Below are 16,560 nucleotides of genomic sequence, written 5' to 3' on the forward strand. Positions count from 1 at the left end.
TGATGGATTTGAACCATCGACCAATTGATTAAAAGTCAACTGCTCTACCAACTGAGCTAATGCCCCGCTCTATGCACTTAATTTAATTAAGCTTACGTAAATCCGCCGATTCCAGCCATTCCTAAATATAAAGAATGGTGGGGCATGATGGATTTGAACCATCGACCAATTGATTAAAAGTCAACTGCTCTACCAACTGAGCTAATGCCCCGCTCTGATAACTAACTAGCAAACCTTGCTGTTTAGTTGCTTGCGTAAATCCGCCGACTAATACTTTACTTTCACTGCTCATAGAATGGTGGGGCATGATGGATTTGAACCATCGACCAATTGATTAAAAGTCAACTGCTCTACCAACTGAGCTAATGCCCCGCTCTATGCACTTAATTTAATTAAGCTTACGTAAATCCGCCGATTCCAGCCATTCTTAAATATAAAGAATGGTGGGGCATGATGGATTTGAACCATCGACCAATTGATTAAAAGTCAACTGCTCTACCAACTGAGCTAATGCCCCGCTCTGGGTACTTAATTTAATAATTAATTAAGCTTACGTAAATCCGCCGATAATAGACCATTATTACTATAAATATAATGGTGGGTCATGATGGATTTGAACCATCGACCAATTGATTAAAAGTCAACTGCTCTACCAACTGAGCTAATGACCCGCTCTATTTTTGTCGCATTTCGAGTGGGGTAACCATTCGTTTGCTGCGGGCGCTTATAATACTTATTTATAAAATGAGTGCAACCGAAATTGTCTCTTTTTTTAAGTTTTTATGCTTAGCTGAACAATTTTAGACCGCTTATGACAAAAAGCAGCCTAATCAAGTCTCTTGTATTAATTTTATAAGCGCTTTGTGGCCAATTTTGCAGCAGTGGTACTTGGATACTGATTAATTAAATCGTTCAGTATTTTTTGCGCTTCGGCTGCTAAATTTTGCTCTTGTAGCAAAGTACCTAACTTTAACATGGCATCTGGGCGCTTATTTGAATTTGGAAATTCATTAACCACCACTTTAAAATGCTCCGTTGCTTTAGCTGGGTTATTTTTTATCGTGAGCAGCTGCCCAAGCCAATAATGTGCATTTGATGCATACACAGAATTTGGGTAGGTAGTTAAAAAAGTTTGAAACTCTGGGATCGCCTGATCATAGCGTTTATCTTTCATTATTAACGCAACAGCACGCTCGTATGCTTCGTTTTCAGATAAATCGGCACTGTATGTCTGAGTATCGCTTGCTTGCGTGTGATCAACTCCAGGCGCTGTGGCAGCCGGTTGACTATAAGCTTGGCTTACGCGGTTTTCAATTTCTTGATAAAGCTCGCGCTGACGCTGCAGCACTTTTTCTAGCTTATAACTTTGCTCTTCGGTTACACCACGAATTTGGCTTACTTCATCTTGCAATAAATTAAGCTGTTGCTGTAACTCAACTTGTAAAAAGTTACGTTGTTGCATCATATTCTCTAACGACGCTAAACGCTTTTCAATACTCGATTGTGAACTTGCAGCTTCTGAAACAGGAGCGGGAGCAGCCATTAACTGGGTGCTCCCGCTCAATATCATGGCTGCCAAAATAATTTTCGGCTTCATAATATCTCTTATCTTAGTAAACTAGTACCGCACGGCGGTTTTTAGCGAAAGCTGATTCAGTGCGAGATTTAACCATAGGTTTCTCTTCACCGTAGCTTACCACTGACATTTGGCTTGCAGAAACACCTAAGCTTTGTAGGTATTTTTCAACTGCTTGGCCACGGTGCTCACCTAGTGCAATATTGTACTCTGGCGTACCGCGCTCATCTGCGTGGCCTTCAATAAGTACTTTAACAGATGAGTTTTGAACTAAAAACTCAGCGTGTGCGCGTAATAAATCAGCGTACTTGCCTTCAACTGTCGCTTTATCAAAATCAAAGTAAATTACTTGCTCTTGACGAAGTGCTTCGTATTTTTGACGAAGTTGCTCTTCTGCACGTTGCTCTGGCGAAATTGTCGCTACTTCAACTGTGTCAGTATTTGTTGATTGCTCAACCATACCTTGATTTGATTGGTTAGCTGCGCCTTCATCTATATCTGAAGATGAGCTACAAGCTGCTAAAGCCATTACTGGCACAGCAATTAGCAGGCCTTTAAGTATTTTATTAAGTTGCATTGAGTAGATTCCTATTTTGAGTAAACCAGCAATTATTACTGTAAATATGGCGACCAAGCTGGCGCCTTTACTTGTCCGTCTAGCACAGGTAACCGTGCTTTAAAGCGACCGTCCATCGATACCAGCGCAAGTACCTGTTTATTATTATGAAGCGTGCTATATATAATCATCGAGCCATTTGGCGCTATACTCGGTGATTCATCAAGGCGAGTTCGTGTTAATACTTGAAACGCACCTGTAGCCAGCTCTTTTTTAGCAAGATGGTACTGCCCGTTGGTACGGTTAACCATCACTAATTCTTTGCCATCGGGTGTTATTGAACCTGCTAGGTTCATATCACCGTCAAAGCTTAATCTTTGTGTTCTGCCAGTTTTTAAATTTAACTTATAAATCTGGGCATTACCACCCCTTTCAGATGTAAATACAATATCTTGGCCATTAGGATGCCACGATGGCTCTGTATCTATACTGCGATGACGAGTAAGACGCGTTTCTTTGCGTGTTACTAAGTCTAGTAAATAAACTTCGGTTGCACCGGTTTTATCTTTTGAAAGTACTAATAGTAACTTTTTACCATCGGGCGAAAACTGCGGTGCACCGTTAATACCAGGGTAACTAGTAACCAATTCACGTTTACCTGAGTATAGGTCTTGAATGTAAATTTGGCTCTGACGATTTTCAAACGTTACATAGGCTAACTTAGTGCCATCGGGCGACCATGCTGGCGACATTAACGGCTCTTTAGAGCGCAGTAATACTTGCTCATTAAAACCATCGTAATCAGAAACTACCAGTTGATAAGGTCTGTCGTCATTATCACGTACTATAACATAGGCTATTTTAGTTAAAAATGCGCCTTTTTCACCGGTTAACTTTTCGTAAATCACATCACTTATACGGTGTGAATAACGACGAAAGCCGGTGTCGCTAATAATACTTTCACGTGCTTCTAAAATATGGTCTTGGTTTTTAATTAATTTACCGTTAGTCATCATTTGCGTTTGACCACCGGTAATTTGCCCACGAATAACATCAACCAGTTCATAACGCACCAAGTAGCGGCCATTAGATTGCTGCTCAACTTCGCCAACTAATATCGCCTCTACTCCTTTGTTTACCCAAGAAGCATAGTTAATATCGCTATCTTTACTTGGCTGTTGCGGCATTTGTGCTACATCTACAGGCTTAAATTTACCACTGCGCATTAAATCTGCAGCAATAACTTCGCTGATCTTTTGTGGAATAGGGCCAATACCTTGATACTTAAATGGCACAATAGCAATTGGTCGTGCGCCATCTATACCCTCTGTTATTACAATTTCCAGGGCTGCATTTGCAACGCCCTGAAAACCCAATAATAAAATTAAACAGGCTACTTTTACTTTGTTGAACATATCATTCCTTTAAAATTCTGGCTTGATTGTTAAATTTATATTCTTAAGTTGGTCGAATACGTCTTTATCTTTTGATACCGGTAATGTGTCGGCCATACGCACCGCTCTTAATGCAGCTTCACACACTAATCTATCGCCGCCTAATGAAGTCACTTGCGTTACTAAGCCATTAAAGCCTAAACGAATGTTAACTCGGCACTGCTGATTTTTCATTTTTTCGTCAATAAGTAAGTTTTGCTGTATACGCGCCATTATTAAGGCACGGTACTTATCTACTTCACTCACTACTTGTTGTTGGCGTATTTTACTGCGGGCAGCCTGCTCTTTAGCAAGTTGCTCTTGTAACATTTGCTCTTGCATTGCTTGCTCACGCTTACGTTCGGCTTCTGCTTCGCGTTTTTTGCGTTCAGCTTGTGCTTTTTTAAGCGCATCTTCCTCAGCTTTGCGTTTATCAGCGGCAGCCTTTGCAGCGTTTTCAGACTCTTGCTTTTGCTTTTCGGCTTGCTTAGCTTTAGCACGTTCTTGCTGCTCTATGGCACGTGCTTTTTTAGCTTGTGCTTGCGCCTCTGCCGTTTCTTTCTCTTTGGCTTTACGCTGTTGCTCTAACTTTTTAATTTGTCGTGCTTCTGATTCTCGCTCTTTGCGCGCATTACTAGCTCTGCGCTCTAAATCGCGAATACGTTTGTCTTCAGCTCGCTTTTGATCGTCTTCTTTTTTTCTAAGTTGCGCAATTTTTTGCTCAACCTGTTTTTGATCAACCGTTACCGCAGACACCGCTTTATCTACATCGGGAATAGCCGAATTAAGTGTAACTTCCATTACCTTAGGCGCTGGCGGATGAATATTTGCGGTGGCATACAAAAACCCACCTAATGCCACATGTAAAAGTACTGATTTAATTAATGGTGTTTGCATAAGGCTACTTCGTCCCCTCAAAGGATTCTGTCATTAACCCTACCGATGGCACGCCTGCTCTTTTTAAAAAGTCCATTAATAGTAATACTTCTTGATATGACACTTTGCCCGAGCCTTTTATCATTACAGGTACATCTGGATTTTTCATCAGCTGTAACTTAATTACGGCAGCTACATCTAGCGCTTCCATTGGCTCTTCAGGGTCGGTGCCTACGCTTACATAGTATCGGCCATCAGCATCTATAGAGGCAATAATAGGTGGCGTATCTTTAGTATCAACTAAGTCTGACTCTTCCATTTTTGGTAAGTCAACTTTAACACCGTGAGTAATGAGAGGTGCTGTAGCCATAAATATAATTAGTAGTACCAACATTACATCAATGTAAGGCACTACATTAATTTCTGCGACCGGACGGCGCTTTTTACGCTGATACATTCGCTTGGGCCTCTATTTGAGTAGCTGCTTGACGGTGTAGGATATTAGCAAACTCTTCCATAAAGTTAATGTAATGCGTTTCTAATTTTTCAACTTTATTAGCAAAACGGTTATAAGCAATAACAGCTGGAATAGCTGCAAATAAACCCATTGCAGTAGCAATCAACGCTTCAGCAATACCTGGTGCTACCATTTGTAGCGTAGCTTGCTTAACTTCGCCCAGTGCAATAAAGGCATTCATTATGCCCCATACTGTACCAAACAAGCCTATATATGGACTAATTGAGCCCACGGTTGCTAAAAATGACAAACTTGATTCTAATTTTTCTACCTCACGCGAAAGCGCCACGCGCATGGAGCGATGTGTGCCTTCCATAACAATGCCAGCACTTTGAAATGTATTTTTTTTATGACGTGCAAACTCTTTAAAGCCAGCGGTAAATAATGCTTCTATACCTTTTGATTGCCCACTACGTGATGAAATTTCGCTATACAGCTTACTTAAATCAATTCCAGACCAAAACTTTTGTTCGAACTTTTTGGCATTGCTTAAAGCGTCTGAGATTGCTTTTTTACGCTGAAAAATAATAGCCCACGACATTACCGACATCGCTACTAACGCTAGCATCACTAGTTGCACAAGCAAACTTGCTTCTAGAATTAGATCTAAAAAATTAAGCCCTGATCCCACGTTAAACTCCTAAAAAATTAAAAACACATCAAATTGATTTATTTGGATAATATGACCTTACACCAGAACTACAAAGGGTAAGCGTCTAAAATTGTAGCTAGTGTATATAGTGTATTTCCCGCTTACAACGATCTTGCTATGAATAGACAACAAAAAACGTTAAAAAATTCTTTTATTTTTATTAAACCGTAAAATAACCCGTTTATTATAATTGCGTAATTAATATTAGTGTTTATTAATGCGCTATTATAAAGGTAACACTCAGTTAAATTAGCTGTTTATTCAAAATATAAGCATAAGCACGCAAAACAACCTAAGGTTTACTTTAACGTAATAGTAAAACTAATACCGAAATTTACTGCAAAATACAATATAAGCAAATAATTTCATAAAGTTATAATGTTAACGATTAATTAACGTGCAATAATTGAACATTCATATAAAGCATTCAGATTAGTTTTTTTTATCTGAAATTATAAATTTTCTAGTTTGAACAAAAAACAACTCTTCGGTATTATTACCTCATACCGAACTAACGCATTAAATGAAAGTTTTCATTGCACCCAGTTCTTCGTAATATGACATTTCATCGTATTACATTGTTTTACTTTTTTTAGGATAAAACCTAAGTAAGTAAAATAGAGTTCCCAAGATTACTTCCTTCAACTTGTTGTTTGCCCGCATTATTTGCGGGCTTTTTTTTGCCCATAAATAACATTAATACCTAAGTATTAAGTTAGCATCACAACTTTAGCGTTTATAACAATTGCATAAAGCCTAAGCTAGTGCGCCACAGCAAGCCACCTATTAGTTAACACCAGCAATATAACGCAGGCACAATAACCTTGATTGACTTAACGCATCGTGAATTATTGCTAAATTTAAGTACGCATACCAACCACATTAAAACTCACCAAGTATAGCGCCAATAACGTGCCTATAGAATGAATATAACGGCAGCGCAAAGCAACATAAAACACGGCTAAGCATAAACTAAAAAGCCATTGCAATTAATTAATCGCAATGGCTTTTTAAATTGGGTAAAGCTTTTTATTAGTCTTGCTTTGGTAGTAAACCAAAGTGATAATATGCGTTGTCTGACACTATTCGTCCACGGGGTGTTCGCTGAATAAAGCCCTGTTGAATTAAAAAGGGTTCGATTACATCTTCAATAGTCTCTTTTTCCTCGCCAATAGCTGCAGCTATATTGTCGAGCCCAACTGGGCCGCCCATAAATTTTTCTATAATGGCGAGTAAGTACTTACGATCCATATAATCAAAACCGCTTTTATCTACATCGATCATATTAAGTGCCAGCTCTGCCACTTCGGCGTTTACCGTACCGTCTGACTTTACTTGGGTGTAGTCACGCACTCGGCGTAGTAATCTATTGGCAATACGGGGGGTACCGCGTGAGCGTTTAGCAATTTCAACTGCACCCTCGTCGCACATTTCTAAATCAAGAAAATGCGCCGATCGCCCTACTATGTACGATAAGTCTTCTACTGAATAAAACTCTAAGCGCTGCACAATACCAAAGCGGTCACGCAGTGGCGAGGTTAACGAACCCGCGCGAGTCGTTGCGCCAATAAGCGTAAACGAGGGTAAATCTAATTTTATCGAGCGTGCTGCTGGGCCTTCACCTATCATAATATCAAGTTGGTAGTCTTCCATTGCTGGGTAGAGTATTTCTTCAACTTGTGGGCTTAACCTGTGTATTTCATCAATAAATAATACATCACCTTCTTCAAGGTTGGTTAGCAATGCGGCTAAATCACCGGCTTTTTCGAGCACTGGCCCTGAGGTTGCCTTTATATTTACCTGCAGCTCGTTGGCAACAATATTAGCTAATGTAGTTTTACCCAAACCTGGTGGGCCAAAAATAAGCAGGTGATCGAGTGCTTCGCCTCGGCTACGGGCCGCTTCAATAAAAATTTCCATTTGCTGTTTAACATGCGGTTGACCACGGTAATCGGCGAGTAGTTTTGGCCTAATTGCACGGTCTATAGAGTCTTCGTTGGGTTTTTCAGTCGCGTCAATTAAGCGATCAGCTTCGATCATAGGTTACTCACAGCATTGATTTTAAAGATTCTTTAATAAGAACCTCAGTAGACATATCGGGTTTACTTACTGATTTTACTGCTTTTTGCGCTTGTGGCAATTTATAACCTAGCGACACCAAAGCCGACACAGCATCATCGGCGGCATTATTAGCAATTGTTGCGTCGCTAAACGGCTCAATAACCGCACTGTCGCTGAAAGGGGTGAATAAATCGTTGCCCCAATTTTTTAATCTGTCTTTCATTTCGAGTACTAGCCGCTCGGCGGTTTTTTTACCTACACCGGGTAATTTAACTAAGCTTGTGGAGTCTTCGTTATTTACACAGCTTACAAATTGCTGCGCCGACATACCCGACAAAATAGCTAAACCTAGCTTTGGCCCTACGCCATTGGCTTTTAATAACTCTCTAAATAAGGCACGCTCTACTTTATTGTTAAAGCCAAACAATAGTTGTGCATCTTCGCGTACTACAAAATGAGTATAAACAATGGCATTTTCGCCAACTTTAGGTAAGTCGTAAAAGCAGGTCATTGGCATTTGCACTTCGTAGCCAACACCATTTACCTCTAATAATATTTCGGGAGGTTGTTTTTCTACTAAAATACCATTTAAGCGACCAATCATAGTTATTTCCTTAAACGTCCTCTAACGGTTTTGCTTGCGCTACCCGCTAGTTTTATTAAATTTTGTTCTGAGTGCGCATGGCAAATAGCAATAGCCAGTGCATCGGCGGCATCAGCTTGTGGCGTACCAGGTAGTTTTAAAATGTTTTTAACCATATGCTGTACTTGAGTTTTATCGGCGCCACCATTGCCTACTACGGCTTGTTTTATTTGCCTTGCTGAGTATTCAAATACTGGTAAGTCGGCCATTGCAGCGCCTACAATAGCAGCACCACGTGCTTGGCCTAGCTTTAAGGCTGAGTCGGGATTGTGCGCCATAAACACTTTTTCTATCGCGAAGGTTTCTGGCGAAAACTGCTCTATAAGCTGGGTAATGCCTTGGTAAATCATTTTAAGTCTTATATGAAACTCATGATCCGCTAATTTAATGCAACCACTGCCTAAATAAGTGAATTTAGATCCCTGATGCGCTACAACACCGTAGCCAGTTAAGCGTGAGCCTGGATCAATCCCTAAAATTATGGCCAAAAAGCACCCTCATTATTGTTATTCGTTAATTAGGCTAATAATGCCAGAGCACTGTATAAATTACCAGTAACAATAAAACAAAAACGCCCACTTAAGTGGGCGTTTTCCTTTTGCTTAAATATTGGCAACTTAACCTAACGCACGCACCAGCCCTTGGGTGTTTTGCTTAAGTGTGCGAGCAATCATAAAATAGCCTAACCCCGCTACAAACACTCCACCTGCCACCGGTCCTATTATCCAAATATGTGGATGTAATTTACCCGCCAGATCAAATAACTGCTGCTGTACAATTAATAGCGCAATATCACTAAAAAAAGCGGCAACTAAGCCGGCCAAACCACCAAGCAATAAAAACTCATATAAAGTGGCGTTTTTAATAAGCCGGCTTTTTGCACCAAGTGTGCGCAGTATTACAATTTCTTGCATGCGCTCGCCTAAGCTTGCTTGCACTTGCGATATTAATACCAGTGCACCACACAACACCACAATAGTAAGTACAAAGCCAATTGCAAGTGACACTTGCTCTATGGTTGATTGTATTTGTTTAACAAAGTTACCTACATCTATGGCGGTAACCGTTGGGTAGCTGCGCAGCAATTGACTAAAGTCGCGTTTTTGATCAGGCTCAATACGTACCGACGATATATAGGTTGCCGGAAAGTCTTTGAGCACATCAGGACTTAAAATAATAAAAAAGTTTGGCTTAAGGGTGGCCCAGTTTACTTTACGCACACTGGTAATTTTAGCGTCAAACGACTGCGCACCAATTAAAAACGTTAACGTGTCGCCAAGTTCAACATCTAAACGCTCAAGCATAGACTCCTCAATAGATGCCTCTGCTAATGTGTTTTCATTAAACCACTGCCCTTGCACTATTTCGTTTTGCGCTGGCGGCGTTTCAAGCCAGGTTAAATTTAGCTCGCGACCAATACCAGCGCGTGCCTCTTCATCTTTTTTCTCGTTGTCTTGCAATGATACTTCTCGCGCTACCAGCTCGCCATTTACCGCATTTACCCGGCCACGAATGGTGGGATAAAACTCCGATACCTGAATGTTTTTTTGCGCCAAATAAGTATTAATTGGCTCAAGTTCGTTTTGGGTAATATTGACTAAAAATGCATTGGGAGCATCGTCTGGTAACTGCGACTGCCAATCGGCTATCATGTCGTTTTTAAGTACCACTAAAAATAGTAATAGCTTAATAGCGAGGGAAAAGCTGATCAGCTGGACTGCATTCACATTTGCACGCTTTTGAATTGACGCAATTGCCAGCGACCAACTATTACCCGGCTTTAAGCCCAATTTACGGCCACCACCAAATATAACTTTAGACACCAAAAACAACACGCCAATTAAAGTTAGGGTTGAGGCAAACAAAATCAGAGTAATTTTTATATTATTGCTAAATAGCCACATGAGTAAAAACACGGTAAACGCACTCATAGCTAAGTGCACCCGGCTAACCGCTAGTTTATCGCCTAAGTTACGACGCAGCACTCGCAATGGCGGAATATCAAATAAATCAAATAACGGCTTGATAGAAAACATCACTGCACAAATTACACCTGTGCTAATTGCCACTAACCACGGCTTAAAACCCGCCATTGGCAACGTTGTACCCATGCTTTTTGCTAAATAATGTGTTGCAATTTCTTGTAAACCATAACCAATTAATAAACCCACTGTTACCGCCATTAAACACACCATTAATAAGTGTGTAAGGTAAATTTTGCGGATCATTGCCCGGCTACCACCTAAGGTTTTCATCATAGCAACTGGGTCGTATTGGCGTTCACAATAACGCTTTGCAGACACCGCAATTGCCACTGCGGCTAAAATAATGCCCAGCAAACCTGCTAGCAACAAAAAGCTTTCTGCACGGTTTAAACTATTAGATATTGGCGATTGGCGATCTTTTACGCCATACCATTGCTGGTTTTCTTTTAACTGCGGTTTTAGCCAATCGTAAAAACTATTTATATCGCTTTCATCGCCGGCATAAAGCTGACGATAAAACACTCGGCTACCCGGTTGTATTACTTCTGTTTTTTCCACGTCGTTAATGTTTATAAGCACCCTGCGGCTACTCGAAAACACATTAAAAGGCGCGTCGGGCTCTTCTACAATTACTTTTTCAACGTTAAATAATGCAGCACCTAGCTCTACTACATCGCCTATATCTATATTTAAACTATAAAATACCGACTCGCTAAGCCACACATTGCCAAGTGTTGGTCCGCCGTTAGCAACTTCGGTTTCTCCATTTAGGCTCGACTTAACCTTAAGTTGCCCCTTTAACGGGTAACCACTTGAGGCCGCTTTTACCGAACTAAATTGCATTTCGTCGTTGGCAAATAACATAGTGTCGAAGTAAAGCATTTGTGCGGTTTTTAAATTTTGTTGCTCTGCTTTAGCTATATAAGAAGTGTCGATTACGTGATTACTGCCAAGCACTCGGTCGGCGGCAATAAAGGCGCTACTTTTTTGCGCAATACTCTGTGCAATACGCTCGGTAACCATAGATAAAGTAAGCACGGTAAGTACCGCAAGCGCTATAGCCGCACTTATCACCGTAAGCTCACCACGGCGAAACTCCCGCGAAAATAACTTAAGCGCTAACTTAGCCCACATTTGCTATTTCCTCTGCTGAGTTTTCTACTAATCGGCCACCTTCAATTTGAATAATATGCTGGCATTTTTGTGCAAGTGCCTCGTCATGCGTTACTAAAATAAGCGTAGTACCGTGCTGCGAATTTAGATCAAATAATAACGACTCAATCATTTTACCGTTTTTACTGTCTAGATTTGCCGAAGGCTCATCGGCAAACAGTATTTTTGGCGTGCCAATAAATGCCCGCGCAATTGCAACACGTTGCTGCTCACCACCAGAGAGTTGCGACGGATAATGGTCGATGCGATGACCCAAACCTACCTTTTCTAGCAAAATAAGTGCTTGCTGTTTAGCGTCGCGCTCCCCTGCAAGTTCAGCGGGTAGCATTACGTTTTCAAGCGCTGTTAAACTTTGTACTAACATAAACGACTGAAATACAAAGCCTACTTTTGCGGCGCGCAGCCCAGCACGCGCTTCTTCATCGAGATTATGTAGCGGCTCGCCATCTAAAAATATTTCACCGCCACTCGCCGTATCAAGCCCAGCTAACAAACTAAGTAACGTAGATTTACCAGAACCAGAAGTGCCCACTACTGCAACAGATTCGCCATGCTTGACATTAAAGCTGATGTCGCTGAGGATGGGCAACTCACCTTCAAAGGTAGATACCACTTTAGACAAACCATTTACTTGAATTATATTTAATTGAGAAAGCGCTGACATATGACTCATTCAATCCTACGTTTTGTATTCATTTTATTTTTAGTTATCAAACCACTAAGTGCAGCAGCTAATAACACCATTTTAATACTTGGTGACAGTTTAAGCGCAGCCTACGGACTTAAACAAGAACAAGGCTGGGTACAATTGTTACAAGATAAATACGATGCTGAGCAAAGTAATATCAAACTTATTAATGCCAGTATCAGTGGCGAAACAACCGGTGGCGCACTGCGCCGTGTAGATGCTTTGCTAGCGCAGTATCAACCAACTCATGTACTTATTGAGCTGGGCGCAAACGACGGTTTACGTGGTTTTCCGGTGAGTAAGCTACAAGCTAACTTAACCGAATTAATCAAAAAAAGCCAAGCAGCCAATGCCACCAGCGCTTTAATGGAAATTTATATTCCCCCAAATTACGGGCCACGTTACAGTAAAATGTTTACCGATAGTTTTACACAAGTAAGTAAAAATACAAACGCTTACCTTATGGACTTTTTTGTACTTAAAGTTGCTGGGCAAAACGACTTAATGCAAAACGATAACTTGCACCCTAACAAAACTGCGCAACCAATACTACGAGACGAAATGTATAACACGATCAAACTGTGGTTAAATAAAGACTAGCGCCATGCTTAACTACTTTTAATTGCGCAAGGAAACTATTTTCAGCCTGCTTGCGCAAAAAACACTCAAACAAACAAATGCTTATTGATTTTTAAAAAAATACACGTACTATTGCAACCTCAGTCGGTATGTGGCGCAGCTTGGTAGCGCACTGTCATGGGGTGGCAGGGGTCGAGAGTTCGAATCTCTCCATACCGACCATTTAAATCAATACCTTACCTCTAATTATAAGACTTCCGTTTTAGCCTAACGCATTGCGTGTAGCCAATGTGTAGCCACTCTACTCTTTTTTATAGTCGGGAATTAAAATTCAACTCTTTAATTGCTTGCGCGTACTGGTTGCGAATCCCCCTTCTACGGTGTAGGAAAATACCCTATAAAAATTTAGCTAGCTTGCTGTATTGTTCTAGGCTATTTCTAAGCCCCCATACACCCGAAAACCCGTTTCTTTGTAAATATCTAAATAAGCTTTTACGCGTCCATGTATTACCCCAACTAGTTTTTAAGTTTATGTTATTTAAATGATTAACTAAATACTGGTAGCTAGGGTTTTTATATTTATGCGATTCATTAAGCTTTAATACCAGCGCTTTAAATACTAGTTTATCGTTATCAATTCTATGCTGTGTATTCATATATCCTCCTTAGAAGGTCATATTATACCCTTCCTTTTATTACAATCATTTCGGGCGATTCAGTTAGGCATAAAATTGTGTTCAATAAGAAGGCTATGGATAATTAAACTTAAATGACTTGAATTTGCTAGCGCCTTTTGTAATTCTAATAACACTAAAACTACTAAGGACGGTTATGTTTTTATCAGATAATCAACAATCAAAAGCTTCAAATACCAAAACCGAATGGACTTTAAACGACAAAGGCCTAACCAATAACTTTACTGAAACAACTTATGAGATTGAGCACCTCAGCTTTTCACTAAAAAAAGATGGTTACAAAGGTGTCGCATCAATATTTTATAAGAATGAATTCCTTTGCAATTTAATCACGACTTATAGCTTATCTGGTGTGTATAAAAAACATGGCATCAAAGAAAACACAACGATAAATAATAATATTAATGAAAAGCTTTTAGATGTAAACAACAATGAAATTACGCTCTCTAGTGTACTACTCAGCTTTAAATCAAAAGACTATGGTATAGCGGGTTTGAGGACTGTTGAATGTAACTCCTCTTATGATCTCCTTTTCTATGGTAAATATTTAACGAGTGTTTCTAAAGAAACTGCTCATAAGATAGAAGCTACAAAAGATATATATCTAAATACTAAACTCTCAGCTTTAAATGAAAGAATAAAAAATAACCTAAGCGAAATTGAAAAAAGAAAAGATAGCCTCACTACAAAAAACTTTAAAGTAATTAGAGGCCCTAACGAAGTTGTGCTTACTACTGAAACAGCATCAAATTTAAAAGTACTCAAAAGGTTGGATGTTATAACTGCTGAGTGTGTTTATGGGATGAATATCTTCAAAGATATATTAGCCAGTCTCAGTGATACTTTTGGTGGCAGAAATAAAAGTATACAAAACACTTTAAGAGATGCCCGCAGAACAGCTTTAACTGAGCTAAGAAAAGAAGCCTATTCTTTAGGCGCTAACGCTGTAATTGGTATAGACCTAGACTACAGTGAAATATCAGGCGGTGGTAAAGCTGGCATGTTGTTTATTGTCGCCTCGGGTACAGCAGTGATAATAGAGCAGTAGCTTACAAAGCCCTGCAAATATCTTAAATAAATTGTAAGGACAAATAAAAAATTAATGTGACACCCATTCTAATAATTAATCGCTTTAATTTTTACTAAGATAAATATCGTTTGGCTTAAAGTGTCCTAAATATTCAAAATGCTTCCGCTAGCTCAAATAACATCGTTTTTACCTACTTTTTATTCATTTTTAGGCATGCGAAATACTGTGCTTTCACAGTGAAGGGAAATAACGGGTAACTTTTTGAAGTAACGCTTTAAGCCAGTAGTTTTTCGCAGTTACTAACGTTTGCGCGCCGCTTTCTGTTTAGGTGTTCGCAGTATCCTTCGTGTGACGCTGGGCGACCTACTGCACCATGAAATACGCGACTAAATTGCGTGGTGAGTTTTAGCCAGTTTTCGGGGGTAATGTTTACTCTTTGTAACAGGGGTAAAGTGCTGCTTTCGATATAGCCTGCTTTACCTTCGCGTATACAACGTCCGGTTAATTCTACTAGTTCAAGGTAAGATTTAAGCGCAAAGGGTAATCCTTTTGCCATGTGCTTTTTTGATTTACCTGAAAAGCGCAGGAGTTGCTTCGGTTGCTTACCTGCAGTGGCACTTTCAATGCGTATTTTTACGCTGGTATGCTCTGATGTTTCTGGTGTTGTTGCTGCCTTTGCTCTTATTGGGTTTAAGTCAACATATGCCATACAGGCGATTAATGCGGCTTCATCTAAGAGGGCTTGTGATTTAAAGCGTCCTTCCCAAAAGCGGCCGGTACAGTTATCTTCTTTATTAGCTCTGCGCGCAATGTCTTCATTTAATAAGCGCATAAACCAACTGATATTAGCTAAGCGTTCTCGGTATTCAATGATTGTTTCATTTAGAAAGAGCCATTCAATTTTACTTAGCTCTTCACCTTGCAGATATTTGTTAGTGAGTACAGTGCCTTTACAAAGCCTGTGCCACCGCTGAATAATGGCTTTATCGGTTAGTCGCTTGGCTTTTTTATCAGCAACATAGAGTACTACGTGGGTGTGATTACTCATTACTGCATACGCGCACACATCGATACAAAATACGTTAGCGAGGGCAAGTAATTTGCTTTCAACCCACCCTCTGCGATGTTCATACGATTGATTAGTAAAGTTGTCTACGCCGCATAAAAATGCACGGCGTACACAGCGCGAAATACAGTGATAGTATTTTGTATCGACCAAACTTACCTGACGCTTTCTTGCGATAACCATGTGACACCCTGCTTAATTATTGCACTAACCAGAGCTTAGTTAATTACACTGATATTACAAATATTAAGATGGGTGTCTGTTTAATATCTTTTTACAAATATTAAGATGGGTGTCTGTTTAATATCTCTCCATACCGACCAACTTTAAAAGCCTTTTAAATAACCAAAATCAATTACTTCGCAACACGCTCAGTTACTTTATTGCTACCTTTCCTGAATTTAAAAAATATACAGTAACCTAGTCTGGCATGCAGCTTCCGCTATAAACCACTTTGCTATATTCACCTGAAAAATCACTCATGCTTACCGAATTTATTATAAATGCACTTTTGCTGATCAGCCATTGACCGTCTCTTTGCTTTTCAAATTCGTCGAGGTAGTAGCCACCTAATTGCACATGGAGCTTATCTTTGGTGTTGATACTTTGAAAGCGAAGGTTAATTTTAGTCTTGGCTGTATTGTTGGTGAGCTCTAAAAAAACCGGATTTTGTGCGTGATGCATATCAACTATATGGTCGTGGCAACCAAGATCTTTAAAAACAGCCACAAAATCTTCTCGTCGGTTAAATTGGCCAATGTGACCAAAGTTAATATCTACTTCGCCGCTAATAAAACAATTAGTTACCACCTCAGGTTGTTTTTCATCGCAGGCATTTAGGTAGCGATATTTCAACTCTAATATTGATTGCTTGTCTTCTAGTTGCTGTAAACGTTGCTCGGTAGTCTTTGTATATTTCATAGCAGCCCTTTGTTTTTTGGTTGATTTTTAAGCTAGGCTTTTATACTAAGGCTTTACATGCTAATTTCAATACAAATATATCTTTATTACTAGTACGACTACTATCGAA

16 protein-coding genes and 6 tRNA genes are annotated in these 16,560 nt (G+C 39.8%); 3 read left to right on the forward strand and 19 right to left on the reverse strand.

The genetic code is table 11. The features are described from left to right. The 16 genes from I6E78_RS17105 to I6E78_RS17180 all read right to left on the reverse strand — a co-directional run bounded on the left by I6E78_RS17105 (nt 1) and on the right by I6E78_RS17180 (nt 12,136). A tRNA-Lys gene (locus tag I6E78_RS17105) sits at nt 1-58 on the reverse strand. A gap of 77 nt (nt 59-135) precedes the next feature. Continuing rightward, a tRNA-Lys gene (locus tag I6E78_RS17110) sits at nt 136-211 on the reverse strand. 85 nt (nt 212-296) lie between these two features. Next, a tRNA-Lys gene (locus I6E78_RS17115) sits at nt 297-372 on the reverse strand. 69 nt (nt 373-441) lie between these two features. Continuing rightward, a tRNA-Lys gene (locus tag I6E78_RS17120) sits at nt 442-517 on the reverse strand. 78 nt (nt 518-595) lie between these two features. Next, nucleotides 596-671 (reverse strand) — tRNA-Lys (locus tag I6E78_RS17125). Nucleotides 672-850: 179 nt separating this feature from the next. Then, nucleotides 851-1,597 (reverse strand): tol-pal system protein YbgF, encoded by a 747-nt coding sequence (gene ybgF / locus I6E78_RS17130; protein ID WP_011328541.1) that lies wholly within the window; start codon nt 1,595-1,597, stop codon nt 851-853. 13 nt (nt 1,598-1,610) lie between these two features. After that, nucleotides 1,611-2,153: a peptidoglycan-associated lipoprotein Pal gene (gene pal, locus I6E78_RS17135; protein ID WP_011328542.1), complete on the reverse strand. Its 543-nt coding sequence runs from the start codon at nt 2,151-2,153 to the stop codon at nt 1,611-1,613. Between the two features lie 35 nt (nt 2,154-2,188). After that, nucleotides 2,189-3,547 (reverse strand): Tol-Pal system beta propeller repeat protein TolB, encoded by a 1,359-nt coding sequence (tolB, locus tag I6E78_RS17140; protein ID WP_011328543.1) that lies wholly within the window; start codon nt 3,545-3,547, stop codon nt 2,189-2,191. Nucleotides 3,548-3,556: 9 nt separating this feature from the next. Next, complete coding sequence (gene tolA / locus I6E78_RS17145; protein ID WP_011328544.1) at nt 3,557-4,462, reverse strand: cell envelope integrity protein TolA; 906 nt, start codon at nt 4,460-4,462, stop codon at nt 3,557-3,559. A gap of 4 nt (nt 4,463-4,466) precedes the next feature. Further along, entirely contained in the window at nt 4,467-4,898 is a 432-nt protein-coding gene (gene tolR, locus I6E78_RS17150; RefSeq protein ID WP_041454479.1) for a protein TolR, read from the reverse strand. After that, nucleotides 4,885-5,589, reverse strand: a complete 705-nt coding sequence (gene tolQ / locus I6E78_RS17155; protein WP_041454480.1) for a protein TolQ — start codon at nt 5,587-5,589, stop codon at nt 4,885-4,887. The genes tolR and tolQ overlap by 14 nt, the downstream gene beginning before the upstream one ends. Before the next feature lie 1,053 nt (nt 5,590-6,642). After that, nucleotides 6,643-7,650: a Holliday junction branch migration DNA helicase RuvB gene (gene ruvB / locus I6E78_RS17160; RefSeq protein ID WP_197182983.1), complete on the reverse strand. Its 1,008-nt coding sequence runs from the start codon at nt 7,648-7,650 to the stop codon at nt 6,643-6,645. A 7-nt stretch (nt 7,651-7,657) separates the two neighbouring features. After that, nucleotides 7,658-8,275: a Holliday junction branch migration protein RuvA gene (gene ruvA / locus I6E78_RS17165; protein ID WP_089368500.1), complete on the reverse strand. Its 618-nt coding sequence runs from the start codon at nt 8,273-8,275 to the stop codon at nt 7,658-7,660. A 2-nt stretch (nt 8,276-8,277) separates the two neighbouring features. Further along, nucleotides 8,278-8,802, reverse strand: a complete 525-nt coding sequence (ruvC, locus tag I6E78_RS17170; protein WP_011328549.1) for a crossover junction endodeoxyribonuclease RuvC — start codon at nt 8,800-8,802, stop codon at nt 8,278-8,280. Nucleotides 8,803-8,931: 129 nt separating this feature from the next. Next, nucleotides 8,932-11,433 carry an ABC transporter permease gene (locus I6E78_RS17175; protein WP_089368501.1) on the reverse strand — a complete coding sequence of 834 codons (2,502 nt, stop codon included), beginning with the start codon at nt 11,431-11,433 and terminating at the stop codon, nt 8,932-8,934. Next, nucleotides 11,423-12,136 (reverse strand): ABC transporter ATP-binding protein, encoded by a 714-nt coding sequence (locus I6E78_RS17180; RefSeq protein WP_011328551.1) that lies wholly within the window; start codon nt 12,134-12,136, stop codon nt 11,423-11,425. The genes I6E78_RS17175 and I6E78_RS17180 overlap by 11 nt, the downstream gene beginning before the upstream one ends. On the opposite strand from I6E78_RS17180, the gene I6E78_RS17185 reads away from it, so the two are divergent. Together I6E78_RS17185 and I6E78_RS17190 are read left to right on the forward strand one after the other, a co-directional pair. Further along, entirely contained in the window at nt 12,137-12,760 is a 624-nt protein-coding gene (locus tag I6E78_RS17185) for an arylesterase (protein ID WP_011328552.1), read from the forward strand. A gap of 124 nt (nt 12,761-12,884) precedes the next feature. Further along, nucleotides 12,885-12,961, forward strand: a tRNA-Pro gene (locus I6E78_RS17190). Between the two features lie 173 nt (nt 12,962-13,134). On the opposite strand, the gene I6E78_RS17195 is transcribed toward I6E78_RS17190, so the two are convergent. Next, a complete protein-coding gene (locus I6E78_RS17195; RefSeq protein ID WP_192532648.1) occupies nt 13,135-13,395 on the reverse strand; it encodes a hypothetical protein in 261 nt (86 codons plus the stop codon). Nucleotides 13,396-13,570: 175 nt separating this feature from the next. Between I6E78_RS17195 and I6E78_RS18740 the strand changes: the two genes are divergently transcribed. Beyond that, on the forward strand, nt 13,571-14,482 hold the full coding sequence (locus I6E78_RS18740) for a YbjQ family protein (protein WP_011328554.1): 912 nt from the start codon (nt 13,571-13,573) through the stop codon (nt 14,480-14,482). A 256-nt stretch (nt 14,483-14,738) separates the two neighbouring features. Here I6E78_RS18740 and I6E78_RS17205 read toward each other — a convergent pair whose 3' ends face one another. Further along, nucleotides 14,739-15,713: a transposase gene (locus I6E78_RS17205; RefSeq protein ID WP_197182984.1), complete on the reverse strand. Its 975-nt coding sequence runs from the start codon at nt 15,711-15,713 to the stop codon at nt 14,739-14,741. Nucleotides 15,714-15,950: 237 nt separating this feature from the next. Further along, nucleotides 15,951-16,451: a nuclear transport factor 2 family protein gene (locus I6E78_RS17210; protein WP_197108764.1), complete on the reverse strand. Its 501-nt coding sequence runs from the start codon at nt 16,449-16,451 to the stop codon at nt 15,951-15,953. Between the last annotated feature and the right edge of the window lie 109 nt (nt 16,452-16,560).

Origin of the sequence: Pseudoalteromonas sp. NZS127, from assembly GCF_015864805.1 — a bacterium.
GTDB classification, from domain to species: Bacteria; Pseudomonadota; Gammaproteobacteria; order Enterobacterales; family Alteromonadaceae; genus Pseudoalteromonas; species Pseudoalteromonas nigrifaciens.

Bases quoted from the DNA above. Each gene is read 5' to 3' on its own strand.
- ybgF (WP_011328541.1), bottom strand. From the start codon at position 1,597: ATGAAGCCGAAAATTATTTTGGCAGCCATGATATTGAGCGGGAGCACC.
- pal (WP_011328542.1), bottom strand. From the start codon at position 2,153: ATGCAACTTAATAAAATACTTAAAGGCCTGCTAATTGCTGTGCCAGTA.
- tolB (WP_011328543.1), bottom strand. From the start codon at position 3,547: ATGTTCAACAAAGTAAAAGTAGCCTGTTTAATTTTATTATTGGGTTTT.
- tolA (WP_011328544.1), bottom strand. From the start codon at position 4,462: ATGCAAACACCATTAATTAAATCAGTACTTTTACATGTGGCATTAGGT.
- tolR (WP_041454479.1), bottom strand. From the start codon at position 4,898: ATGTATCAGCGTAAAAAGCGCCGTCCGGTCGCAGAAATTAATGTAGTG.
- ruvB (WP_197182983.1), bottom strand. From the start codon at position 7,650: ATGATCGAAGCTGATCGCTTAATTGACGCGACTGAAAAACCCAACGAA.
- ruvA (WP_089368500.1), bottom strand. From the start codon at position 8,275: ATGATTGGTCGCTTAAATGGTATTTTAGTAGAAAAACAACCTCCCGAA.
- I6E78_RS17175 (WP_089368501.1), bottom strand. From the start codon at position 11,433: ATGTGGGCTAAGTTAGCGCTTAAGTTATTTTCGCGGGAGTTTCGCCGT.
- I6E78_RS17180 (WP_011328551.1), bottom strand. From the start codon at position 12,136: ATGTCAGCGCTTTCTCAATTAAATATAATTCAAGTAAATGGTTTGTCT.
- I6E78_RS17185 (WP_011328552.1), top strand. From the start codon at position 12,137: ATGACTCATTCAATCCTACGTTTTGTATTCATTTTATTTTTAGTTATC.
- I6E78_RS17195 (WP_192532648.1), bottom strand. From the start codon at position 13,395: ATGAATACACAGCATAGAATTGATAACGATAAACTAGTATTTAAAGCG.
- I6E78_RS18740 (WP_011328554.1), top strand. From the start codon at position 13,571: ATGTTTTTATCAGATAATCAACAATCAAAAGCTTCAAATACCAAAACC.
- I6E78_RS17205 (WP_197182984.1), bottom strand. From the start codon at position 15,713: ATGGTTATCGCAAGAAAGCGTCAGGTAAGTTTGGTCGATACAAAATAC.
- I6E78_RS17210 (WP_197108764.1), bottom strand. From the start codon at position 16,451: ATGAAATATACAAAGACTACCGAGCAACGTTTACAGCAACTAGAAGAC.